This is a genomic window from Paenibacillus sp. JCM 9796, from assembly GCF_055379675.1.
Map to the genome: position 1 here is coordinate 2,369,483 of NZ_AP043723.1, position 23,674 is coordinate 2,393,156.

Genomic DNA, 23,674 nt, shown 5'->3' on the forward strand with positions numbered 1-23,674 from the left:
CCAATGACGGTGGCTTTTTGTTAATGCCACCGTCACTTTCTTAGCGATCGGTATTTGTCTATTGCCTAGCGGCATTAAAAAAACCTGCTCTGAGGAACAGGTTTCAAAAGATCGGCTGTACGCGGTATGTAGCCTTCCGGTGTAACCAGAACTTCGTATCGCCAAATTTCACGTACCATTCACTATCAACTTCCAGATTAGACGGGATGAAGAACTTTCCTACCTGAAACATCATCGCATCTCCGCAGTGTAGAGGGTAAAGCAACTCTGTGCCACTGTACACCCTCCATCGACGGGTTCCTTTATGGAACCGCATTTCGTATGCTTCCATCATCGCTTCACTGCTCCTTAAATTCCGTCAAGACGCGGCTTATGTGAACGGCATCAATCAATTTATCCTTCCGCAGAACAGCTTCGAGAAGGGCGGCTGTACATACGTTGTTCACCTCACGGCTAATTCCCCTCGTATGCGCATAGATCGCGTCCATCGCTTCGGTCGTAAACACCGGATGCGTGCTGCCAGCTACTTCAAGCTGGTGCCCAATGTAATCCCTCGTTTCTTGTAAAGATAGTCCTTCCAGGTGAAAGCGGATGTTCATCCGCTGGGTAATCGGCCGAAATATGCGAAGCTGTAGTGTCGCCTGCAGTTCCGGCTGCCCGATCAAAAGCAGCGCAAGCGGCGACACCGAATCCATATTAAAGTTCGTTAGGAATCTGACCTCCTGCAGCATATCGCCGGACAGAAGGTGTGCTTCATCAATTACAATAACGGTCACTTTCTGCTGGTTTTCATAGAGATCCCATACCAGGTGCTGAAACTGCCGCTTTGCTTCGCTGCGTAAAAATTTCGGTGTCAGCCCAAAGTGGTGAAGCAGTTCCCGGTAGAAGTCCCGGGGCTTCAGATTCGCGTCAGACAAGTAGAGGAACCGGTATTTGTTTGCATCGAGCTGGTCTTTTAGACAACGGACGGCTGTAGATTTTCCGCAGCCGATCTCGCCTGTGACACAGCCAATCGACCTTGTCATGACCATGTACTGCATCCGCGCAACGCACTCCTCAAAGCGCTGGGAGCGATGAAGGTGCCGGATCTCAATCTCCCTTGTAAACGGGTTTCGCTCCCATCCAAAGAAGCTTCGAATCATGGCTGTTTTACCTCCTTCATAGCGAGCGAAAGAGCCGCCCCTTGTGTTTCGCGATGCTGTCTCTTTTGTTCTTCAACCAGGAGCTCGACATAGTTCAGTCCCGTCTTGGGAGGCACCGGGTTGGCTGTTTCCATCTCAGACTTCTTTGGTTTTTGCTTCGGATCCCGGAGCTTCAGCGGTTTGGCATCCTCATAACGAACTTCATCTTTCCATACTTGGATCAAGCTCAGATCGTGCGGATCAAATCGGACCTGCACCTGGCTGCCGGCCAGCTTCGTTTCCACCTCGAACGTTTGCCCTAGTAACGAAATACAGCCGGTTTTATCCGCTTTGCGGGTTTCCTCGAGTAGAAAGACCTCCACGAGCTCATGCGGCGGGATTGTACGAATCGGGTGATCATCTTTCTGGTAGCGGTCGATCGGGCGCTGTTTGAAGCTGTTGTGAATTTTCTGGTGGTAAGCGATCTCGAGCCATGCAGAGAAAAACCGATTCAAGTCGGACAGCGTTCGAATCTTGTCTTGCTCGATCAAAGCGTAAGCTTCCGGGACAAAGCTTTGGTCAACGAACCGGAAGAACTTTTCTTGTTTTCCGCGTCCTTGGGGGCGGCCGGGCTTTGTGTGCTTGAGCTCCGTCCTTAGACGCCCGCAGATCCGCTCAAAGTGATGCGAGGAATAAATTGCACCATTGTCTACATAAATCGATTCGGGAACGCCGTGCTTCAGAATGGCCTTCTTTAAGCAGTCCTCGAGCCGGGCCACACGCTCCTCGAAGTAGAATTGCCCGTGTACGACAAACCGGGAATAATCGTCGATGAAGATGACCAGATAAGCCATTGCTTTTTTGCCCGGTTTATCCGGATGCGGCAAATGGAGCGTATGCTGTACATCACCTTGCCACATGGCGTTGCGGTGTGTTGCTTCAAATCGGCGAAACTCGCTCCAGCCACTGCTCATAAGCTGCTTTCGCGTCATGCCGTGGCGTCTGAGCTGTTTGCTAAGCGTACTTTCTTTCAGAACTCCCGGCTCTACGAACCGGGCGAGCTCCAAAATCGCGATGATCTGTCTGACGCTGCGGCCGGGATGCTCTTGCTTGAGGGCTTTCGCCTTCTCAAGCACATCGTCCGAAGTCTCTCTTGCTTGCAACTTATCTGCCCGTACCGAGGGAAGCAGAGCCTCCCAGCCACCTTCCCGGTAATCGTGGACATATCGTTCCAGCGTTCGTAAACTGATCCGCTTCTCCCGTCCGTCTGGCGTGTTGTACACGTGGCTTACAATGTCCCGCATTAAAGCCATTTGTTCGCCCGTCTCCAGTTTCCGGCTGACGAGCGGTGCGATCAAGCCATAACGAAAGTTGGCGATCGCCTGTCGTTCTTGTTCATTCATAACATTGTCTCCTCTCTATCCAGGTCTCAGACAGTATCCCATGGGCACGATGGTCTTGTGCAGGAGGCATATTTTGTGGGATTCGGGCCAAACCGCCAGAATGTTCCCTTTTTCGACAGGCGTCCATGCGGCGTTTGATGTTTTTCTGGATTTTGGCGGAGACGAAAAGGGGGGTTAGAGAAATTCAGCACCGGGCAGCCTTGAATTGAGCAGCGCAAAGACCCCTTGTCTCCAAGAATAGACAGGGAAGTAACAGGACAGGAGTTGCCTTAGCCAAATGAGGGTATCTGCGGGTTTTTTAGCTGCGCCTGGAGGATACATACGGAGAAGATCTCCTTCGACCCCCGCAGAGATAAGCTGCCCTGCGACCCATAAGGCGACAGAAGAAGCTATCCGGATGTGCCGCTTCCACCATCGCTTCATCGTACTATGGGAATAACGAAGAGCAGGCGTGGTTGTGGTTTTCCTCGCCTGTCGATACGAAAGCCCTTGGAATTTCCGGGTGATCGCCGCCTCCCGCACCCATGTCGCAAAACGGGCCCACGGTACCAAGAAATCTGGAAGAAGAGATATGGTTTTCCCGCAGTCAGGGCAGTAAAGCCGGTAAATGGGAATCCGGTAAAGGTTATGCTTCGTCGTCACCGACCGGTAGTAACGTCCGTGCTTATGAAGGGATCGCCCGCATGCTTCACAACAAAGCTCGATCTCAGGGGCTCGATCCTCGTACAAACGTAAATAGGCCTTGCAAGAACGTCCAAAATGGAGTATTTTATACATGAGTTTTGAGAGAAGTGTTCCCGGGGATCCTCGCCAAAGGTTCGGGAGCACTTTTTCTTTTTTTTAACTAAAATAGCCTAATCCTCCGTCATTGTACAGAAGGAATTAGGCTATTGGCGGTAAAACAATGGGGTAGCCGCCGCCATCCCGAATGGCAAATTGTTGCGCTTTTGCCGACAAATAATCCGGCGGCGAACAACTTTTTTACATAGGGACAAGGGGGCTGTGCCCCCTCTTCTCTTTACTCTACCGTTACACTCTTCGCCAAGTTACGCGGTTTATCCACATCATGGCCCAGCGCCAAGGACGCATAGTAGCTAAGCAGCTGCAGCGGCACAACAGTCAGCGCCGGTGCAAGCAGCGGGTGCGTCTGCGGAATCGCGAATACTTCGTCAACGGCTTTCGCCAGCTCGGTATCGCCTTCCATGTGGATGCCAAACACTTGAGCGCCGCGCGCTTTCACTTCCTTGATGTTGCTCACCGTTTTCTCAAACAGCGCGTCTTGCGTCGCTAAGGCGATAACCGGGATGCCTTCCTCGATCAGCGCGAGCGTACCGTGCTTCAATTCGCCGGCGGCATAAGCCTCCGAGTGAATGTACGAAATCTCTTTCAGCTTCAACGAGCCTTCCAGCGCTACCGCATAATCGAGCCCGCGGCCGATGAAGAACAAGCTGTGATGCGTCGAAATTTGCTCGGCTACTTCCTTGATCGCCTCGGATTGCTCCAGGATGCGCTCAACCTTCTCCGGAAGCTCCTGCAGTCCGCGGAGCACTTCCTCGATATAAGTCGCTTCTGCTGTTCCTAGCGTTTGAGCCAAGTATAGGCCGAACAGATAGAACCCGATCAATTGGGACGTATAAGCCTTGGTAGAAGCTACGGCAATCTCCGGACCGGCCCACGTAACAATCACATCGTCCGCCTCGCGCGCGACGGAGCTGCCCACTACGTTCGTGATGGCGACAACCCGAGCACCGCAGCGCTTCGCTTCACGAAGGGCTGCCAGTGTATCGGCCGTCTCACCGGACTGACTTACAACGATCACAAGCGTTTCCGGCGTAATGATCGGGGAGCGGTAGCGATACTCCGAAGCAACATCGGTTTCTACCGGAATGCGCGCCAAGTGTTCAATGACGGACTTCCCAACCAAGCCTGCATGATACGCCGTGCCGCAAGCTACAATGTGCACTTGACGAATCGAGCGAATTTGTTCCGGGGTCATCCCAATCTCCGGGAGTACAACCTTCGATGCGGCCGCATCGATCCGGGCTCCCATCGTATCGCGGTACGCCTTAGGCTGCTCGTAAATTTCTTTCAACATAAAGTGATCAAAACCGGCCTTTTCCGCCGTAACAATATCCCAATCGACATGAAATAATTCCCGGGAAATAAAATTGCCTTCCAACGTCATCAACGTAACGTCGTCTTTTGTCAGAAGAGCCATTTCCCCGTCGTTTAAAATATACACGTTGCGCGTGTATTCGAGAATGGCCGGGATGTCGGAACCGATGAAGTTCTCGCCTTCGCCCACACCGATAATCAACGGGCTGGACAAACGAACAGCGACCAATTTATCCGGCTCGTACTCGGTCAGCACGCCCAGTGCAAAAGCGCCTCTCATGCGCGTTACGGCCTTTTGCACCGCTTTAACGATATCGCCTTCGTACAAGCTCGCGATCAGGTGGGAAATAACCTCTGTGTCCGTTTCCGATACGAACACATGGCCTTTTGCCGTCAGTTCTTCTTTCAATTGCATATAATTTTCAATAATGCCGTTGTGTACGACCGAGAACTTGGACGAATTGTCCGTATGCGGATGCGAGTTCACATCCGACGGTTTGCCGTGCGTCGCCCAGCGGGTATGCCCGATGCCGATGTTGCCTTCGAGCGGCGCTTCATCGAGCTTCGATTCCAAATTGGCCAAGCGCCCCTTGGATTTCTTGATTTGCAGTCCGTCCTTCGTATAAACCGCCACACCAGCGGAGTCGTAACCGCGATATTCCAGTTTTTTCAAGCCGTCAATCAATATATTCTGGGAATTCCGTTTACCTACATAACCAACAATACCGCACATATGTCGTGATCCTCCTAATTTAGAAAAGCTCTATCGCCTTTCTTCGAAAGATGCACATATGTTTCCCACGGAAGCTTCAACTTCGTGCAGAAATAAAGCTTCATCCGCGCCCTTACAGCGCACAATATTCAGTTTTCAGCACGATCCAAAAAGCTTTCCGGCTCGGCTCTCTCGAAGATGGCGTCCCATGGAAAGAAGCTTTTCTTTCGTTTTCGATTTGTCGTTGATCCCGCCGAACATTTGTCTGTCCGGTCACCCGGACGATTTGTAGTTCGACTTACGGTTCGGATCGCACACCGGAAGGTCCCCGCCGAATGTTTCGAACACCTTCACCTCGTCAACTGGCCGAATTCAGCTGTCTTCCACCCGCTCCGCGTTGTCTGGGAAATAAGAGAAGTCCTCCTGACGGATGACTTAAGACCGATTCACAGGCAAGCTGAAAGCTGCTTCATTCCGCTCCAGTTCTGGCGCTTTATAGGGTTCCTGCCTCTGCCCACCTTTCTGTTTAGAATAAGACATAATCACATCTTATTCATTTTGACCGTAAAGTGCAACAAGTAATTTTCATTATGTTTTCAAAACACCGTCGCTTATGCAAAAATCCCCGGATGCCTGCATGAATCAGCCCCGGGGACCTCATGTTCGCTTGTTTGCCCTGCGTTATACCAGTTCGCGCTCGATCACGTCGGCAATTTGCTGTACGTACGCCTCGACCAGCTCTTTGTCCGGCCCTTCGGCCATGACGCGAATTAACGATTCCGTACCGGAAGGCCTGACGAGCACGCGGCCGTTGTCGCCAAGCTGCTCTTCCACTTTGGCGATCTCCGCTGCTACAGCGGCATTGTCCTTGAGCTTGCTCTTGTCGCCGACACGCACGTTCACGAGCTTCTGCGGATATTTACGCATAATCTGTTTCAGCTCGCTGAGCGGTTTGCCTGCTTGCACGAGCGTGTCCACCAGCTGAAGCGCCGTTAGAATGCCGTCTCCGGTCGTGTTATAGTCGAGGAAAATGACGTGACCCGACTGCTCGCCGCCAAGATTGTACCCGCCTTTACGCATTTCCTCCATGACGTAGCGGTCGCCGACGGCCGTCTTCGCCGCTTTCATGCCAACCGCTTCAATTCCTTTAAAAAAGCCGATGTTGCTCATCACCGTGGTGACGATGGTTTGCTCCTTCAGCTTACCGGCTTGGTTCAACGCATGCCCGCAAATGCTAAGGATGAAGTCGCCGTCAACCTCATCGCCCTTCTCGTCAATAGCGATTAAGCGATCGGCATCGCCGTCAAAGGCAAGCCCGATATGCGCCTTCTGCTCCACGACGATGCGCTGCAGCGCTTCCGGATGCGTCGATCCGCAGTTATCGTTGATGTTGCGTCCGTTCGGCTGCGCCCCTACCATGATGACTTCCGCGCCCAGTGCCTCGAACACTTTCGGCGCCAGCTCGTAAGCCGCGCCGTGTGCGCAATCGAGCGCCACACGAATGCCTTGGAAGGATGAACGAACCGTGGATTGGATATACTCCAAATAAGCAAACTTCGCTTCCGGATTGTCGGTCACCGTACCGATATCGCCTCCGGTTGGACGAGGAAGCTCGTCGAGCTCGGCATCCATCAGACGCTCGATTTCCAGCTCCGTCTCGTCAGACAGCTTGAAGCCGTCCGCGCCGAAAAACTTAATCCCGTTGTCTTCAACCGGGTTATGGCTGGCGGAGATCATCACACCTGCATCAGCCTTCAAAGCCCGCGTCAAATAAGCTACGCCCGGAGTCGAAATAACGCCTAAGCGGATCACATTCGCCCCGATGGACAGCAATCCCGCTACGAGCGAGGCCTCCAGCATAGGACCCGAAATACGCGTATCCAAGCCAATGACCACATTCGGCTTCTCCACTTGACCGGCCAGTACATACCCGCCGCAGCGGCCAATCTTGTAGGCAAGCTCCGGCGTCAGTTCCTGATTCGCTACGCCGCGCACGCCGTCCGTTCCAAAATATTTCCCCATTTGTTGTCCTCTCCCCCAAGCCAATACCTACTGTCAATACACTATTCTCATTATCTCTGATTCGTTACGGAGGGTCAAATTTCGACGCCGAGCCAGAATCATCCAAGCTCCTGTCGAAGCCCGTTGTTACTGGGTCGGCGACTACGGCGCGGCAGGTGTCGCCGCAGCCGGATTGACCGCTTCTGCTTTCGCACTGATTTCGACCGTTGCCTTGAAGTCCTGCGTCGGCCCCTTCTTCACGAAGGTCGGCAAGTTCCAAGTGACCGATACTTCATGCTTGCCCGGCGGCAAGTTGCTCACATCGAGAATGGCCTGCACATCCTGCGGCTTCAGCTTCTCGATGATCGAGGGCGCGCCTTCCACCGTCAAGTTGAGCTGACCTGACTCCGGCAGCACGACCTTCGTATTGAAGCCGTCATTCTGCCCGACGAACGATAACGGTATGGCCTCCAACGTTTTCGTCACCGACGGCACAATGCTCACATTGACTGTTACTTTATCCGGATCCAGCTGCTTCACGTCATTGCGCAGCGGAATCGTCAGCGTGAATTCCTCGTCCGCTTTCAAGTTCGTCAAGTCCACCTGCGGTCCTTCGTAAAACTCCATCCGATCCAGCACATTCTGCGCCCCGTAAACCGTTACCTTGTCGGTGCTTTGCCGTACAGAGGCTACACCAAACCCGCGCGGGGGCTCGCCGACCAGCTTGATCTGCAGCGGCACCAGCGTGAACGGACTCGTAATCGGCACTTCGACGTCCACGACTGCGGGACTGATCGTCGCCGTTTCGATGACATTGCCGTCTTTATCGAATGCCTGCAGCGTGGCATGTTTCGTTACGGCCGATGTCGCCTTCTCCACGTTCACATCAGCGCGAACCGAGTCCACTTTGTCATAGATGCGGCTCGGCACGGATACCGTCACCTGCTTCGGCTTCACAACCGGCTGCCCCGCTTTCAGGCCGACGCCCGGGATCCCCGTGACGTTAATCGTAACCGGCATCGATTTGTTCCCCTTCTCATCGATCACGACTCTCACCGTAGCCGGGGTTACTTTCACCGTCACATTCGACGGAAAGCCGACCGGTGTCAAGGGCAGCACATGCTCCCCTTTCCCCACCTTCGTCAGATCAAGCTCGACGGAGAAATTGCCGGTATTCATCACTTTCTTCAATACAGACTCACGCCCGGATAACGTGACCGTCACTTGGGGCGGATCGATCGATTCGACAAAGAACGTACTGTTGTCGTATTTCGGGGTCACCGAGACGTTCCCGATTTGCTGTTCGACGATCTCGAGACCGGTCGATCCCGTAACCGAGCCCCCGTCCATCCGGACGACCGCCCAGAGCAGAATGCCGATTGCCAGCGCCACAATTTTGATGACATTCGTATTGCGAAGCCACTGATCCATTAGTTTCGCCGCCTCCATTTCCACATGGAGCTTATCGCGCTCTTTTCCTTCGTCTTTGCCTTAGGCTTCAATTCCTCGAACATTTTCGATAACAAGGCATCTTCCTTAATATCCCGCAAAATGTGCCCGTTCATCGTCACCGATACTTGTCCCGTTTCCTCCGAGACGATAATGCACATCGCATCCGATACCTCACCCATCCCGATTGCCGCCCGGTGACGGGTCCCAAGCTCCTTGCTGATGAACGGATTCTCCGACAACGGCAAATAACAGCCGGCCGCCATCAACTGATGCCTGCGTATAATAACCGCACCGTCGTGCAGCGGCGTGTTCGGGATGAAAATGTTAATCAGCAGCTCCGAGCTGATGTGCGATTCGATCGCAATCCCCGACTCGATGTAATCGTTAAGCCCCGTCTCCCGCTCGAACACGATAAGCGCTCCGATTTTCCGCTTCGCCATGTAATCGATCGCTTTCAGCACCTCGTTAATCTTCCGGTTGACGTCCTGGTCTTCTTCCGGCGTCGACCGGCTGAACAGCTTGCCGCGCCCGAGCTGCTCGAGCGCGCGCCGAAGCTCGGGCTGGAAGATGATGATCACGCCGACGAGACCGAACGTGAACATCTGGTTCATCACCCACTGCAGCGTGTTCAATTTGAACCATGAGCTGAACGCCCACGTTACGACAACGACCAGAATCCCTTTCAACAACTGAATGGCCCTTGTTCCCCGTACGACCAGAATCAGTTTGTAGATCACATAACTCACAATTAATATATCAACGATATCTAAAATACGGATGTCCGTAATCCAATCCATCGCGTTAGCCCCCAAACCGTACCGCAGATGTTTGTCTCTCTAAGCGTGCTTCTTTATAATACCATATTTGCAACAAAAAACCCTCCCCTCTCTACAAGAGAACCGGGAGGATTACAGGAATGGGGTCGCATCATCTATTTAACGTCCGAGACTTGCGCAAGCCAGGCGTTCATTTTGTACCAAGCCCAACTGAATACTTCGTCGATTTGTTTGATTTGACCGGAGATGTGTGCGGTGGAAGCATAATTCACCGAACCGTCGATCACAACCACATTGCCTTTCACATCGCCGTCCACTTGCAATTTCCCGTTCTCCACCGTCAAATCGCCGGCCACTATACTGCCTGCCGGCACGTAAACCGTGTCCCCTTTGATGACAACCGATTGCAGATCCGGGCCTTTCACCGCCAGCACTTGATCGTCATTCCACGTCGATAGGAAGGACGAAAGCATCACCATGGCGAAGACCGCGGCAACCGACGCCGCCGGATGCTTGCGAATAAAGCGGTATAACGCATTGTGTCGTTTGACCGGGGGCAGCGCCCGCATAATCTTCTCGGTCAAATCGTCAGGTACGCTGGGCGGGGTCCAGGCGTGGACCAGCGCTTCCATCTTTTCGTACTCCTGCAGACGCGCCCGGCAATCCGCACATCCAAGCAAATGCTCCTTCAACTGCGAGGACTGAGCAGCGCTCAAGCCTCCGTCCAAGTATTCGTGCAACAAAGGGAGGGCTTCCTTGCAATCCATCTTGAGCCACTCCTTTCTTCTGTGTCCCTAATCCGTCGTGTAATACCATACGCAGCAGCAACGAAGTCGTTTCAAAAAAACTAAATCAGCGTTTCCAATTTTTTTCGCAAGTATTCCCGGCCCCGATGCAGTCTTGTCTTAATCGTCGTAACCGGCATCGACAGTGCCTCGCTGATCTCCTGTAGCGACAAATCCTGCAAGTACCGCAGCACGACGACCGCCTTATATTTCTCCGGCAGCGTATCGATCGAATCGCGAATTTGCGCCTGCGTCTCCGATAGCTCCACATGCTGGTCCGGCGTTTGATCGTTGCTCGCCAGCGTGGAATACCAGTCGTTGCCTTCTCCGTCGTTCATCTCTGCATCCAGCGAGTAAGTGATCTTCCTCTTGCGGAGCCTGTCAATGCACAGATTGGTGCCGATCCGGTAAATCCAGGTGGAGAACTTCTGCTGATCGTCATACCGCTCTAAATTTGTATACACTCGCAAAAACGTCTCCTGCACGATTTCCTCCGCTTCATGGCGGTTGTGCAGCATCCGGTATGCGAGATGATAAATTTTATCTTTATACAGCTCCACCAATTCGGCGAAAGCCGCTCGATCCCCGCCTCGGGCGAGCTTGGCGAGCCGGGTGTCCATATGATTCACCGATCTACCTCCACTCCGAACGTTGCCTCGTCTGAGCTCCAGGTCCGTTCAGATTGTTCAGGACGACGCCGTTCTTTCCGCGTTCACTATTCCTGTCAATATGCACAGCATACCAAACCACTATACCCCCTGTACAGTCTCATGCAAAAGAAAATACACCGACACGGCCGCAGCTGCCGCCGCCGCGGGCCTGTTCACGAAAAGCCACACTTCCGACATAATCATCAATACGGCGGTCAGGTAGCTAAGTTTCAGCCGGCGACGGATAACGATCGCGCCTATCGCACCGTCATCCAAATACATGGAAATAGCAGCACGTCGCCGGTGACACATCAAGCTTCGTCAAAGCGGTCTATACTATATGGTACACAGCATAGAAAGGCCGGGTGGCATGATGGAATCAAGCTCCCGGCCCTGTCGTATGTTATTTCAAAATGACGGGAGATCCTCCGTCGATCAACCCGTATTCCGCAAGCCGGCCGCAATGCCGTTAATAGTCAGCAGCACCTCGCGCAGCAGGAGCGGATCGTCTTCGCCGCCGTCCTCGCGCGTTGCGCGAAGCTCCGACAACAAGTCGACCTGCATGTAAGAGAGCGGGTCTACATAAGGATTACGAAGGCGAATCGACTCTTGGATAACCGGCACGTTATCGAGAATTTCCTGTTGTCCGGTAATTTGCAGGATCAAATCGGAGGTTCGCCGGTACTCCTCCTCGATCAGCTCATATATACGCTTCGCGACCTGCTGGTCCTTGATCATGCTGCCGTATTCCTTGGCAATCAACAGGTCCGCTTTCGCTAAAGCCATCTGCAAGTTGTCGATTAAGCCGCGGAAGAACGACCAGTTGTTATACATATCCTGCATGGTAGCCAAGTGTTCCGGCTTTTCCTGATAGTAGCTGTATAATCCGGTGCCGGCCGCATACCAGGCTGGCAGCAAATAACGGCACTGCGTCCATGCGAACACCCATGGGATCGCGCGTAAGTCTTCGAAACGATCGCTGTTCTTCCGTTTCGAAGGACGGGAACCGATGTTCAGCTCGCCGATCTCCGGCAGCGGCGTCGATTCCTTGAAGAACGACATGAAATCCGCATCGCGGAAAATCAAATCCTGATACTTCTGCTGCGCCTTCTCCGAGATCCCCCGCATAATGGATTCATACCGCTCCTCCGAAGCGTCTTGCTGCGGATTGCGGGCCCACAGCGCGCTCGTAATGAGCGCCGAGGTTGCCTGCTCCAAGCTGCGGTAGGCGATGCCTTTAATCGAATAACGGGACGAGAGCACTTCGCCCTGCTCCGTAATTTTGATCCCGCCGCCGACCGTGTCCGCCGGCTGGGCCAGGATGCTGCGGTTCAGCGGCATGCCGCCGCGACCGAGCGCTCCCCCGCGGCCGTGGAAGAACTTCAGCTTCACGTCGTATTTCTTCGCTGCGGCCGTGATGCTGCGGAGCGCTACGCGCAGCTCCCAGTTAGCGGTAATAACGCCGCCGTCCTTATTGCTGTCGGAATAGCCGAGCATAATTTCCTGCAGGTTGTTCCTGCTTGCCAGGCTTTTACGATACGCCGGAATTTGATACAGCGTGGACATAATGTCCGGCGCGGCATGCAGGTCGTCGATCGTCTCGAATAACGGTACGGACTGCAGCGTGCAGGTGACGGACCCGTCCGCTTCGTGCAGGTACAATCCCGCTTCTTTGGCGAACACCAGAACTTCAAGCAAATCGCTCGAGCCTTGGGTCATACTGATCAAGTAGCTGGAAATGCAAGCACGGCCGAATTCGGCTTGCGCCTTCTGAATGACGCGGTACACGTCCAGACACTCTTGCGTCGACTCGCTGTATTTGATATACGGCGATGTAATCGGCCGCGGCTCGTTCAACAGCGCTGTCAGCAGCTCGATCTTTTCCTGCTCCGACAGCGCGGCATAGTTCGGACAGATGCTCATGCCGGCTAAAATTTCCGTCATCGCCGACTCGTGCTCCTTGCTGTGCTGGCGCACGTCAAGAGTGGCCAGATGGAAGCCGAACAGCTCCACTTGGCGAATCAGTTTCTGTACATATGCATCGGCGATGAAATCTGCATAGTGATTGCGCAAGCTGCGCTCAATCACTTGCAAATCGGCCATGAATTGATCCGGATTCGTATATTTTTTCTTGTCCGCTATATTGGGGTTTCCGCTGTTGCGAATTTTCTCGATCATGAACCGCACCTTGATGCGGTAAGGCTCTTTCTCATTGCGCCAGCCTTCGTCGTTCGACAAATCTACCGTTTTACGGTCCTGCTCGATCGAGTCGAGAAGCTCGCCGGTCACTTCGACGATATTTTTGCTGAAGCTCATATGGGCCATCAGCTTTCGCAGCTCTTCCTCATATTTCTCGAGCGCCAGCTTGCGGTGCATGGTTAGGGTTTGCCACGTAATATCCGACGTCACGGAAGGATTGCCGTCCCGATCTCCGCCGATCCAGGAACCGAACTTGAGGAAGGTCGGCACGTGCCACGATTCCTCCGGATAATATTTCAACAGGCAGCGCTCCAACTCCTGATACACCTGCGGGAGCACGTCGAACAACGTCTCGTCAAAATAATAAAGTCCGTTGTTCACCTCGTCAATGACGGTCGGTTTGCGATCGCGCAATTCATCGGTCTGCCAGAGGGTGATGACTTCACCGAGCAACTGCTCGCGAAGCTGCTCCCGTTCACGGAATGTGAGATTCGGATTATCGAGCTCCTCCACGTCTTTGGCGATGCGTTGGTGAATGTCGAGCACGGCCCGTCTCGTCGCCTCCGTCGGATGCGCAGTCATCACCAGCTCGAGCGAAATGCCGGAGATCATCTCTTGCACTTCCGGGGCGGAGATGTTCAAGCTTTTCAACTCGCGCACGACGTCCTCGATCGACCCCGGCTGCACATTCTCGCCGGCGGTACGCTCATAATCGCGCTTACGGCGAATGCGGTGATTTTGCTCCGCTATATTGATTAATTGGAAATAAATCGCGAAGGCCCGAATCACCTGGTGGCGAATTTCCGGAGCCAGTCCGCTCACCGTTTCCTTTAATTCCTTGTACATTTCCGGCGTGTATTGGGCACGCAGAGCTTTACTCATCTCTCTGATTTTCTCTACGATGGTAAACAGCGTATTACCGCCCTGATGCACAAGCACCTCGCCCAAAATATGCCCCAAAAACCTTACGTCTCGGCGCAGCAAATTGTTGGACGTGTTTTTGTTGATAATTGCAGTTGAGTCCGACATGGTTTTCCTCCATCCTAAACAAGCAAGTCATAACCTCTATTTTAACACAACCCTGGACAAGCATGTAGTCCATTTATGCGCTAAAGCGAAAAAAACATCTTATTCCGATTCGGATTACCCGCACTCCCAAATTATTCGTTCTCCGATGATGACTTTGGAATGCTTACGGTCTTCAAGTTGCTTGGATAGGGTTACTTTCATGTTTTACCCATTCTCCCTGTTTATAACCACCGATCTTCGGTTTCATAAGTCCGTAGTGATTTCATATACGATGAACGCAGGGGGCTGCTATGCTGCGGGAATGTCTGTATCACGCGACTCGCAATAATTTGGGGTCATGCGTATGACGAGGAAACCGTCCACCTCCGGCTGCGGACGAAGCGCGGCGATGTCGAGGAAGCAGTGCTTATCGCGGGGGACAAGTCGAGTGGGATTTGACTTACATCGAGCAGAACATGACGCTCATCGCTTCGGATGCACGGTTCGATTACTGGGAAACCGCAGTAAAGCCCGCTTTTAAACGATTTTCCTACGGGTATCGGGTAAGTGCGGCCGATGAAACGGCATGGCTCGTGGAAACGGGTGTTCATGGTGAGCTGCCTGTCCCGTCTGGAGGCTATTATGACTTTCCGTGCCTAAATTAAACACGGTTCACCCGGAGGTCAAAGACTACTTGCTGGAAGGCGCTGATTATTGGATTCGCGAGGTCGGCATCGACGGCTGGCGTCTTGCTGTGGCCAACGAGATTGACCACCGGTTTTGGCGGGAATTTCGCACGAGGGTCAAGGATGCAAAGCCGGACGCGTTCATTGTCGGAGATGTGTGGAGCAATGGCTCGAGATGGCTTGGCGGCGATCAGTTCGACTCGGTGATAAACTATCCTTTCCGTTCTATAGCAATTGCGTTTCTCTCCGGCTCCGGGATGGACGGACAATTGTTCGCCGGCAGCATTAACGCCAGGAAATTTGACTTTCAAGTCCTGAGTCTGCATATCAAAGCGGATAAGCCTGAATATTATAGCACCTAAGTATTTTATGCCAATTATAATTTGGTATATTAACTTTCCATTTTCGGCAGCATGGAGGCAAACGTATCAGGAGTGGCCTCTAATGAAGCTGAGTGAAGCAAGCAAACGAAAGGGGATTTCGCAATCAAAGCATGGTCGGGAGATCCATGTTTCCTTGAAGCACTACCCAAACCTTGAATATGGGACACCTAATCCGACCGTGACAATAGCCCTTCATAATATGCGAGATTCTTAAAGTGGACCTTCGAACGATTGACGAGTGGAACGACCGTAGGCAACCGTCTTGACGGGCTGGTATTATCCCCTCGAAGAAGACTGGAATGTGGACAGCGGTGATGCGCTGCGCAAAAACGCCCGCGCGGCGGATATCGTAAAGGAAGCGACTCCCGCGAAGCTTCCACGGACGCCGCACGTGCTGCTGCATGGCGGAGAGAACAGAGAGCAGACGGTAGCGGCGCTTCCCGAGATTATCCGTTACTACAAGGCTCGGGGCTACCGTTTCGCGAAGCTTGACGCGGACGTAGAGCCGGTACAGTTCCGCTGTAGCCCCGGATCACTCGCAGTCCGGCCGATGACGGAGGAGCGGTTCGCTGGTCTGCTTTCGGAGGCGCGACAGGTCGCAGCGGCAAGGGAAGTCGGTACAGAGGTCCCTCTGATATCGGAGGGCTTGGAGACAGAGGGGCCGCCGCCTGCGGCTGGAGCGGCCAACGACCGGCTCCAAGGGCTCCTGTGGGCCCAAGCGGCGGTCGTGCTCGCGACGCCGGTTATCGTCGGGCTGTCTTCCTATACTGGATATCGCTCGCGATGAATATAGCCGGCTTCCCGCAGGTCATCGCCATTCCGTTTCTTCCGCTTCCCTAACGGCCCGTTTCCCGAGCTGGACAATCACCAAGTCCTCCATCGGAGGGTTGTGAAGGCCGAACCGTACGTCGCGGTATAAACGCTGCAGCGGATGAGATTGTGCAAGCCCGTGAGCGCCGACGATCCGCATCGCCTTGTCAACGACGGACTGCGCCGTCTGCAACGCGAACGCTTTGACCGCTGCCAGCTCCGGAATAAGCGTAGACGCCTCCGGTCTTCCCCGCAGCTCGTCCCAACGGGCGGCTATCGCGTATAAATAATGACGGCTCACGGATAGCTCCAAGTCAATCTGGCCCAACTGCTGCTCGACATTCGGCGCGTATAGAATAGCGTGCGGCAGCGAGTTCGGTTGATAGGCCTTGGCGAACTTCAGCGCTTCCTTGCGAGCGGCCAGCGCGATCCCCAAGTAACAAGCCGGGATGTGCAGCAGATACGGACTGGGAGACTGATGGTAAGCTTTCTTCGCTGTATAGACCAGCGCATCCTCCGGAACGGTCACATCTTCCAGGACGAGATCATGACTGGCAGTGCCCCGCATCCCGACCATCCGCCAAGTCGGATCGATCGACAGCCCAGCCGTTTCGCGCGGTACGAGGAATTCCGTCTCCGAATCGTCCAGCACAGCCGTTACGATAAAATAGTCGAGCACCGGCGACAGCGTCGTAAACGTCTTGCGGCCGTTCAACCGGTAAGCGCCGTCTGGCAGACGCTCCGCCGTCGTACGAGGCTTGCCGCCCCGTGCCGGACTGCCTGAATCCGCTTCGGTAGCAGCCCGGTTGACGAGCGCTCCGCGCTCGACCACGTCGCGGCACAGAGCGGCGTAGACTTCATCGTTCCAGGGGCGCTTCTCGTTGAGATCGAATATGACTCCAAGATGCCAGCCCATGCCCAGCGCGATCGCCGCATCGCCTTGTGCCAAGCGCTCCTGCAAAAGCACGAACTCGTACAAGGAGATATCGAGTCCGCCCCATTCGGAAGGAACAGTGTAAGCCGGGAAACCAGCCTTGCGCAGCGCATCGATGTGCGGGTAAGCGAAGCTGTTGCTCTCATCAGCTGCCTGGGCCCCTTCGATGAACGTATCGGCCAGTTCGCCGATCAGCGAGAACCGCTCCTCTTGCTCCGGCGTTCGTATAAACATCCGTTCTAGTCCACTCATATGACGTCAGCTCCAGTCGATTCGGTTGTGATTCTCATGATGCGATCCAACACCTTTTTCTCTAATTGGCTGAACACCGGATCCGCGGTCGTCCTTGGACGGGGCAGCGGATTCGCCAGATCCAGCGCGACCGCTCCGTCTTCGATCAGAATGATGCGATCCGCGAGATTGATCGCTTCCGTCACGTCATGCGTGACGAGCAGCGTCGTGAACCGCTGCTCCTGCCACAGCCGCTCGATCAAGTGCTGCATATCCAGTCGGGTTAGCGCATCAAGCGCGCCCAGAGGTTCGTCGAGCAGCAACAGACGGGGGTTGCGGATAAGCGCCCGGGCGAGGGCCACCCGCTGCTTCTGGCCGCCCGACAGAACGGAGGGCCACTCCTCGGCGCGGCCTTCCAGACCGACTTGCCGGAGCCGCGCTTCCGCCCGCTTCCGCCAATCTCCCCTCAAGCCGATGCCGACGTTGTCGATCACCTTTTTCCACGGAAGCAGTCTCGCCTCCTGGAACATAACCGTCGTGCCCGGCGATATTCCCGACAACGGCTCGCCATCGATGAACGCCAGACCCTCCGTTTGCCGCTCCAAACCGGCGATGAGCCGCAGCAGGGTGCTCTTGCCGCTTCCGCTGCGTCCGATGATAGCGACGAACTGTCCGGGCTCCAGTGAGAGATCCAGCCCGCGAAGCACTGCGGTGTCGTTAAAAACCTTGCCCAATTGCCGCAGCTCAATCTTCGCGCCCGACTTGCCGCGAGGCGCTTCCTCCGGGTAGACCGCTTCAGCTGAGATAGCCATATGCATCCCTCTTCCTTGGTTAGGGTTGATAAGCTGCATTCCAGCGCAGCAAACGTCGTTCGAGCAGCTTGGCCGCCAGATCGGCCACCTTGCCGAACAGCGCATATAGAATAATGCTGAGGATGATGATGTCGGCTTGCATGAATTCACGGGCATTCATGGCTAGGTAGCCGATGCCTTCATTTGTGGCGATCGTCTCGGCGACGATCAAGGTCAGCCACATGACGCCAAGCGCATAGCGCAATCCGACGAAGATCGAAGGCAGCGCGCCCGGCAGAAGGATGTGGAGGAAAATCTCCCAGGGCTTCAGTCCGTAGACATTGCCCATCTCGATATAATCGCCGCCAACGCTCCGGATGCCGTGATATGTATTGACGTAAACCGGGAACAGAACGCCGATCGCGACAAGAAATACTCTCGACGTTTCGCCGATCCCGATCCAGATGATGACGAGCGGAACGAGGGCCAGATGGGGGATGTTCCGAATCATCTGGATCGTCGTATCGAACAGCCTGTACGACGTCTTAAAGATCGCGTTGACAACACCGAGCAGGAAGCCGAGACCGCCGCCGATCAGCAAGCCGACCAGCGCCCTTTGCAGGCTGATGCCCATGTGATGCGACAACTGCCCCGAGGATAGCAGCTTCCAGCCGGCCTCGGCGATCGTCAGCGGCGACGGAAACAGCTTGGCAGATACGAATTGAAGCGAAGAAACAATTTGCCAAGCGATGACGATCAGGACCGGAACCAGCCAGGGGAGCATCACGTCCACCGCTATACGTCGGTAGTCCTGGCGATTTTGTCGCGAGTTCGGTTTCATGCAGATCCCTTCTTTCCGTTTATCGCATCGGTAAGTTTAAGTTCGGAATTAACCCTGATAGTAGTTTTCTTACTTGCTTACATTCGGCTTCCACGGCACGTCTACGGGCATCAGCTTGCTGACATCCAATTTTTCCGGAATCAGACCGATGCGGTAGAACGCGTCCGCCAGCTGCTGCTGGGGCGCGATGGTATCCCGCGTGATCGCTTCGACGCCGAACGTGCGCCGTCCGACCGCGGTGCGGATCGCCTGCTCGTCGATGCCGAGCTCCTGCGTCAGCAGCTTGACAACTTCCTCTTTGTTGCCGTTCGCCCACTTGTCGGAGACATCGGTTTCCTCGAGGATCATCTTGACCAGACCCGGGTACTTGCTTGTGAACTCACTGGTCGAATAGTAGAAGGTGCGGTTGGGCGAATAATCCGCGCCGTCGGTTAGCGTGACCGGCTTCAAGTCGTTTTGCACGGTGGCGAAGAAAGGATCCCAGGAACCCAAGGCATCAACCTGCTTCGTCTCGAATACGGCGCGTCCTTCGGAAGCGTCTTTGACGTACACATATTGGACGTCGTTGGCCTTCAAGCCGACTCTTTCCAGCGCCAGCACCGTCAGGTAGTGGTGGTTGCCCCCCTTGATGACAGCGACCTTCTTGCCCTTCAGATCCGTGATCGTTTGGATCGGCGAATCCTTGAGCACCATGATGCCCATACCTTCCGGGTTCGGCAGATCATTGCCCACGTAGACGAAGGTCTTGCCGCCCGCCTGAGCAAATACGCCTGAGCCGTCCGCCGCGTTGCCGTAGTCGATTTGGCCGGCAGCGAGAGCCTCCATGACGTTATTGCCGCCGGGGAAGACGTTCCATTCGACGGAAATGCCAAGATCTTTGAGCCGCTTATCGAGATTTCCGTGCGCTTTGAGGATGTTCAGCGTATTGCCTTTCTGATAGCCAATCCGGATGACCTTCGGATAGTTACTCGCCGGGGCGGATGCGCTTGGTGCGGTCGAAGCCGCAGGGGCTGTAGAAGCTGCCGATTGCGTATTCTTATCTCCTCCGCAGCCCGTCAGAGCGGTTACCAGCAGCAGGGCGGCGCCGGCAAGCAGCGAGGAAAAGCGGGATTTTTCGAAAATCGCCATTGCGATAAAAAGTCCATCGTGAATACACGCTCCTTATGAATGTAATGAGAAAGCTTGCCAATCCAACTCCGGGCTCGTCTCGCCGGACGCGAGTGTCGTGCCCAACGCTTCGCCGATCGCGCTGGCGAACTTGAAGCCGTGGCCCGAGCCGCCTCCGGCAAACCACAAGCCTGATCTCCCGGGGACTTCCCCGATCAGAAAACGTTCCCCAGGCGATCGCTCATACAAGCAGACCTGCCCGCTGCGCAAACGGCGGACGTCCGGGAGAAAACGATTCAGAGCGTAGCGCAGCTCTGATTCATCCTCGGCGTAAGCGCCGAAAGCCGGCAGCGGATTTCCATATACCGCCGTTACGCCACCGTCGTGGCGTCCGATCTTCAGACCACCGCCGTCCAGGTCCGGGAATCCGAAATACTCCTCATCCCCGCCATTATTGATAATAAATGCGGGCAGTTGCCCGCTTCCGTACTGTTCGCGGGGAGCTTCGAACCAACCGACCGCTTTGCGAATCGGCGTTACTGCCTCCAGTTGCGGAAGCAGTCTGCCGATCCAGGCTCCTCCGCTTGCCAATACCCGCTTGGCGTAATAATCTCCGCCCGTCGTCCGGATGACATAGCCATCCGGCGTCGCTTCAATCGACAGCGCCTCTGTATAGGGGAGCAGCCTCGCGCCATGCCGAAGTGCCAGCTCGCGGTAGACGCGAAGGATGCGCTCGCTGTGCAGTACGCCGGCATTCGGCTCATAGAGAGCTTCCATCGAATCGGGAACGAACAGACCTGGCCACTCTTCTCTTGCTTCTGCCGCGGTCAGCCGCCGGTGCGCGATGCCGAATTCGATGCAGCTCTCAAGCTTGCTTCGGATGAAGCGGGAGCTGATCGGACCGATACTGACGACTCCCGTACATTCGAACAACGGCCCCGAACTGAAATCCTGCTCCGTACGCAGGCTTGCATAGTCCTGCTCCAATTCATGCCAGAGAGCGTTAGCCCGCAGAGCCAGACGGACGTACGCGGCGCCCATCGTATAAGCCGCCCGGAATATCCGGGTTCCGCCATGGTGGCTGCCGAGGGTATGAGGCGGGTCGCCTGAGTCGATCATCAGAACGCGCGCACCCGCCTTGGCTGCGTAATATCCTGCGCTCATGCCGAACGATCCGGCCCCCGCCACGATCACGTCATAATCGGCATGCATGTTCATTCACCTCCGAGATGCCTCTTTACAGTTCTGATATTTAAAATTATAATTCCTATGTGAACACTTGGAAATAGCGCACTTTCTCGAAACCTGGTTTCCAAATAGATACCGATTTAGGAGGGGACGGCATGAGCTTGCCCAAAAAAACGTTCTTATGCGAAAAGGAATTGACGATATCGGTTATCAGCGGCAAATGGAAGCCAATGATTCTCTGGTACCTGGGTCAACAGGAAACAAGGCGGTTCTGCGAGCTGAAGAAGATGCTTCTGCCCGTCACGCAAAAAATATTAACGAACCAGCTACGGGAGCTGGAGGAAGACCTGCTGATTCACCGCGAAGTGTATCCGGTGTATCCAGCGAAAGTCGAGTATTCTCTCACCGAACACGGCAAATCGATTATCCCTATATTGGAAATGATGAAAAAGTGGGGCGACAACTACAAGCAGTCTGTCGTCGGCTACGAGGTGGAGATCAAGGACCCGAACTGGGAGCAGATTGCCGAGCAGTCTTAATCTCCGCCGATCTTGACGCTTTTTTCGCATTTGGATATTTAGGGAGGGTTATTGGCGGCCCGTACAACCAAATTGACCGGGTGCCGGATCCTTGACCTCGGCGTTCTACAGCGAGCTGCTGCCTTATTCGACGTCGATGGACAAGCACGCGAGTTTGAACCCAGGGTATCGTCTTCCCCGGCTGTCCATCGAGCGTCAACGGCGAGGACTCGCCGAAGGTCGATCCGGGTGTTTACGAGCTGGGCGTGCCGTTGCTCGATATCTGCTGCGGCATGCAGCTGATGTCGTACCAACTGGACGGTAAGGTCGAGTGTGCGGACAAGCGCGGGTACGGAAGAGCGGAAGGCGATTTCAAGCCGCACAGACGGCAGACGTGTATCTTTATTGACCACGGCCTGCTGCGCAATGGTGAAGCGGAAGGCGTCATGGAGACGTCTGTTTATCGGGGAGATCGATATGAAGGTCGTCAAGATCGTGCGCGACCGGTTGCTCGGCAAGCATGCCGGCGTATCCGATCCGGAGAACAAGCGCAAAATTACGGGCCACGAGTTCGTCTCCAACGTTTAAAATCCACTGATTTTATCCTCAAAGAAAGTTTGGCTCCCTGGAAAAACAAAAAAAACCTTCATCATACAAAGGTTTTTGGCGCTTAAAAGTATGGAGCGGGTGATGGGAATCGAACCCACGCTACCAGCTTGGAAGGCTGGAGTTCTACCATTGAACTACACCCGCATATTGCTTCAACATTGAAGTTAAAAAATGGTCGGGACGACACGATTTGAACATGCGACCCCCTGGTCCCAAACCAGGTGCTCTACCAAGCTGAGCTACGTCCCGTTGTAATAATCCTATGAATTGAAAATGGCGTGCCCTGAGAGATTCGAACTCCCGACCTTTTGATTCGTAGTCAAACGCTCTATCCGGCTGAGCTAAGGGCACATATACATGAGTGAAAAAAATGGAGCGGAAGACGGGATTCGAACCCGCGACCCTCGCCTTGGCAAGGCGATGCTCTACCCCTGAGCCACTTCCGCAACAATATGGTGCGCGTAGAGGGACTTGAACCCCCACGGTCTCCCGCCAGATCCTAAGTCTGGTGCGTCTGCCAATTCCGCCATACGCGCATGCGTGATCTTAATGGTGAGCCATGTAGGACTCGAACCTACGACACCCTGATTAAAAGTCAGGTGCTCTACCAACTGAGCTAATGGCTCACGCATGGCTGGGGATCTAGGATTCGAACCTAGGCATGACGGAGTCAAAGTCCGTTGCCTTACCGCTTGGCTAATCCCCATTGTGATAAAAGCTGGTGCCGCCGAGAGGACTTGAACCCCCAACCTACTGATTACAAGTCAGTTGCTCTACCAATTGAGCTACAGCGGCATGGTGGAGGCTGACGGGATCGAACCGCCGACCCTCTGCTTGTAAGGCAGATGCTCTCCCAGCTGAGCTAAGCCTCCATGATGGTGACCCGTAGGGGATTCGAACCCCTGTTACCTCCGTGAAAGGGAGGTGTCTTAACCCCTTGACCAACGGGCCTCGTGGAGCTTCCAACCGGGATCGAACCGGTGACCTCATCCTTACCATGGATGCACTCTACCTACTGAGCTATGGAAGCATGGCTCCCCGAACAGGACTCGAACCTGTGACAACTCGATTAACAGTCGAGTGCTCTACCAACTGAGCTATCAGGGAACGTTACGAATGATAATAAATTTACTTGCATCCGCTTGGCGACGTTCTACTCTCCCAGGACCCTGCGGTCCAAGTACCATCGACGCTGGAAGGCTTAACGTTCGTGTTCGGGATGGGTACGCGTGGTTCCCTTCCGCCATCATCACCAAACGGATGTTGATGCTTCTGCCGCGAAACATCAGATCTTGCCATTCAAGGCGGCTTGCACCTTGAAAACTGGATACGAAACTTAGCATGCTGAATGCTT

19 protein-coding genes, 12 tRNA genes, 1 rRNA gene and 2 pseudogenes are annotated in these 23,674 nt (G+C 54.5%); 5 read left to right on the forward strand and 29 right to left on the reverse strand.

Annotated elements, in window-relative coordinates; translation table 11 throughout:
* Positions 1 to 103: 103 nt before the first annotated feature.
* The 11 genes from ACZ439_RS11270 to ppc form a co-directional block, all read right to left on the reverse strand.
* Positions 104 to 334, reverse strand: a complete 231-nt coding sequence (locus tag ACZ439_RS11270) for a DUF5348 domain-containing protein (protein WP_054798676.1) — start codon at positions 332 to 334, stop codon at positions 104 to 106.
* Between the two features lie 4 nt (positions 335 to 338).
* Positions 339 to 1,142, reverse strand: a complete 804-nt coding sequence (locus tag ACZ439_RS11275; RefSeq protein WP_054798675.1) for an ExeA family protein — start codon at positions 1,140 to 1,142, stop codon at positions 339 to 341.
* A complete protein-coding gene (locus ACZ439_RS11280; RefSeq protein WP_464620503.1) occupies positions 1,139 to 2,524 on the reverse strand; it encodes a transposase in 1,386 nt (461 codons plus the stop codon). The genes ACZ439_RS11275 and ACZ439_RS11280 overlap by 4 nt, the downstream gene beginning before the upstream one ends.
* 174 nt (positions 2,525 to 2,698) lie before the next feature.
* Positions 2,699 to 3,301 carry a DUF6431 domain-containing protein gene (locus ACZ439_RS11285; RefSeq protein ID WP_464620502.1) on the reverse strand — a complete coding sequence of 201 codons (603 nt, stop codon included), beginning with the start codon at positions 3,299 to 3,301 and terminating at the stop codon, positions 2,699 to 2,701.
* A gap of 241 nt (positions 3,302 to 3,542) precedes the next feature.
* A complete protein-coding gene (gene glmS / locus ACZ439_RS11290; RefSeq protein WP_054800318.1) occupies positions 3,543 to 5,372 on the reverse strand; it encodes a glutamine--fructose-6-phosphate transaminase (isomerizing) in 1,830 nt (609 codons plus the stop codon).
* 660 nt (positions 5,373 to 6,032) lie between these two features.
* Positions 6,033 to 7,373, reverse strand: coding sequence for a phosphoglucosamine mutase (gene glmM, locus ACZ439_RS11295; RefSeq protein WP_464621025.1), 1,341 nt, complete (start codon positions 7,371 to 7,373; stop codon positions 6,033 to 6,035).
* Between the two features lie 141 nt (positions 7,374 to 7,514).
* On the reverse strand, positions 7,515 to 8,783 hold the full coding sequence (locus tag ACZ439_RS11300) for a CdaR family protein (protein WP_054800319.1): 1,269 nt from the start codon (positions 8,781 to 8,783) through the stop codon (positions 7,515 to 7,517).
* Positions 8,783 to 9,601, reverse strand: coding sequence for a diadenylate cyclase CdaA (gene cdaA, locus ACZ439_RS11305; RefSeq protein WP_054798260.1), 819 nt, complete (start codon positions 9,599 to 9,601; stop codon positions 8,783 to 8,785). The genes ACZ439_RS11300 and cdaA overlap by 1 nt, the downstream gene beginning before the upstream one ends.
* Before the next feature lie 134 nt (positions 9,602 to 9,735).
* Positions 9,736 to 10,347, reverse strand: coding sequence for a zf-HC2 domain-containing protein (locus tag ACZ439_RS11310; protein WP_054798261.1), 612 nt, complete (start codon positions 10,345 to 10,347; stop codon positions 9,736 to 9,738).
* A gap of 80 nt (positions 10,348 to 10,427) precedes the next feature.
* On the reverse strand, positions 10,428 to 10,985 hold the full coding sequence (gene sigW / locus ACZ439_RS11315) for an RNA polymerase sigma factor SigW (RefSeq protein ID WP_155615828.1): 558 nt from the start codon (positions 10,983 to 10,985) through the stop codon (positions 10,428 to 10,430).
* Between the two features lie 465 nt (positions 10,986 to 11,450).
* Complete coding sequence (gene ppc, locus ACZ439_RS11320) at positions 11,451 to 14,243, reverse strand: phosphoenolpyruvate carboxylase (protein WP_127607608.1); 2,793 nt, start codon at positions 14,241 to 14,243, stop codon at positions 11,451 to 11,453.
* Positions 14,244 to 14,612: 369 nt separating this feature from the next.
* Here ppc and ACZ439_RS11325 point away from each other — a divergent pair.
* From ACZ439_RS11325 to ACZ439_RS11335, 3 genes and pseudogenes are all read left to right on the forward strand, one after another.
* Positions 14,613 to 14,887, forward strand: a pseudogene (locus ACZ439_RS11325) (alpha amylase N-terminal ig-like domain-containing protein).
* Positions 14,875 to 15,270 carry an alpha-amylase family glycosyl hydrolase gene (locus ACZ439_RS11330; RefSeq protein WP_464621026.1) on the forward strand — a complete coding sequence of 132 codons (396 nt, stop codon included), beginning with the start codon at positions 14,875 to 14,877 and terminating at the stop codon, positions 15,268 to 15,270. Before ACZ439_RS11325 ends, ACZ439_RS11330 begins: the two are co-directional and overlap by 13 nt.
* 322 nt (positions 15,271 to 15,592) lie before the next feature.
* Entirely contained in the window at positions 15,593 to 16,078 is a 486-nt protein-coding gene (locus ACZ439_RS11335; RefSeq protein WP_464621027.1) for a hypothetical protein, read from the forward strand.
* 21 nt (positions 16,079 to 16,099) lie between these two features.
* Here the strand turns inward: ACZ439_RS11335 and ACZ439_RS11340 are convergent, their stop codons facing one another.
* The 5 genes from ACZ439_RS11340 to solA form a co-directional block, all read right to left on the reverse strand.
* Positions 16,100 to 17,287 carry an acyl-CoA dehydrogenase family protein gene (locus ACZ439_RS11340; RefSeq protein ID WP_054800320.1) on the reverse strand — a complete coding sequence of 396 codons (1,188 nt, stop codon included), beginning with the start codon at positions 17,285 to 17,287 and terminating at the stop codon, positions 16,100 to 16,102.
* Positions 17,284 to 18,078, reverse strand: a complete 795-nt coding sequence (locus ACZ439_RS11345; protein ID WP_054800321.1) for an ATP-binding cassette domain-containing protein — start codon at positions 18,076 to 18,078, stop codon at positions 17,284 to 17,286. The genes ACZ439_RS11340 and ACZ439_RS11345 overlap by 4 nt, the downstream gene beginning before the upstream one ends.
* 19 nt (positions 18,079 to 18,097) lie before the next feature.
* On the reverse strand, positions 18,098 to 18,898 hold the full coding sequence (locus ACZ439_RS11350; protein WP_054798267.1) for an ABC transporter permease subunit: 801 nt from the start codon (positions 18,896 to 18,898) through the stop codon (positions 18,098 to 18,100).
* Positions 18,899 to 18,967: 69 nt separating this feature from the next.
* Positions 18,968 to 20,026 (reverse strand): sulfonate ABC transporter substrate-binding protein, encoded by a 1,059-nt coding sequence (locus tag ACZ439_RS11355; RefSeq protein WP_054798268.1) that lies wholly within the window; start codon positions 20,024 to 20,026, stop codon positions 18,968 to 18,970.
* Between the two features lie 33 nt (positions 20,027 to 20,059).
* Complete coding sequence (gene solA / locus ACZ439_RS11360) at positions 20,060 to 21,217, reverse strand: N-methyl-L-tryptophan oxidase (protein WP_196427007.1); 1,158 nt, start codon at positions 21,215 to 21,217, stop codon at positions 20,060 to 20,062.
* A gap of 131 nt (positions 21,218 to 21,348) precedes the next feature.
* Between solA and ACZ439_RS11365 the strand changes: the two genes are divergently transcribed.
* A complete protein-coding gene (locus ACZ439_RS11365) occupies positions 21,349 to 21,732 on the forward strand; it encodes a winged helix-turn-helix transcriptional regulator (RefSeq protein ID WP_155615827.1) in 384 nt (127 codons plus the stop codon).
* Positions 21,733 to 21,782: 50 nt separating this feature from the next.
* Positions 21,783 to 22,287: pseudogene (locus ACZ439_RS11370) on the forward strand (glutamine amidotransferase-related protein); the annotation flags it as partial.
* 103 nt (positions 22,288 to 22,390) lie between these two features.
* Here ACZ439_RS11370 and ACZ439_RS11375 read toward each other — a convergent pair.
* The 13 genes from ACZ439_RS11375 to rrf form a co-directional block, all read right to left on the reverse strand.
* Positions 22,391 to 22,464 (reverse strand) — tRNA-Gly (locus ACZ439_RS11375).
* Between the two features lie 28 nt (positions 22,465 to 22,492).
* A tRNA-Pro gene (locus ACZ439_RS11380) sits at positions 22,493 to 22,569 on the reverse strand.
* Between the two features lie 25 nt (positions 22,570 to 22,594).
* Positions 22,595 to 22,671: transfer RNA gene (locus tag ACZ439_RS11385), tRNA-Arg, on the reverse strand.
* Positions 22,672 to 22,691: 20 nt separating this feature from the next.
* Positions 22,692 to 22,766: transfer RNA gene (locus ACZ439_RS11390), tRNA-Gly, on the reverse strand.
* A 7-nt stretch (positions 22,767 to 22,773) separates the two neighbouring features.
* Positions 22,774 to 22,856, reverse strand: a tRNA-Leu gene (locus ACZ439_RS11395).
* A gap of 14 nt (positions 22,857 to 22,870) precedes the next feature.
* A tRNA-Lys gene (locus tag ACZ439_RS11400) sits at positions 22,871 to 22,946 on the reverse strand.
* Between the two features lie 5 nt (positions 22,947 to 22,951).
* Positions 22,952 to 23,026, reverse strand: a tRNA-Gln gene (locus ACZ439_RS11405).
* A gap of 13 nt (positions 23,027 to 23,039) precedes the next feature.
* Positions 23,040 to 23,115 (reverse strand) — tRNA-Thr (locus tag ACZ439_RS11410).
* Between the two features lies 1 nt (position 23,116).
* Positions 23,117 to 23,192: transfer RNA gene (locus ACZ439_RS11415), tRNA-Val, on the reverse strand.
* Between the two features lie 4 nt (positions 23,193 to 23,196).
* Positions 23,197 to 23,271 (reverse strand) — tRNA-Glu (locus tag ACZ439_RS11420).
* Between the two features lie 3 nt (positions 23,272 to 23,274).
* A tRNA-Thr gene (locus ACZ439_RS11425) sits at positions 23,275 to 23,350 on the reverse strand.
* 1 nt (position 23,351) lies between these two features.
* Positions 23,352 to 23,427: transfer RNA gene (locus ACZ439_RS11430), tRNA-Asn, on the reverse strand.
* A gap of 33 nt (positions 23,428 to 23,460) precedes the next feature.
* Positions 23,461 to 23,577, reverse strand: a 5S ribosomal RNA gene (gene rrf, locus ACZ439_RS11435).
* Between the last annotated feature and the right edge of the window lie 97 nt (positions 23,578 to 23,674).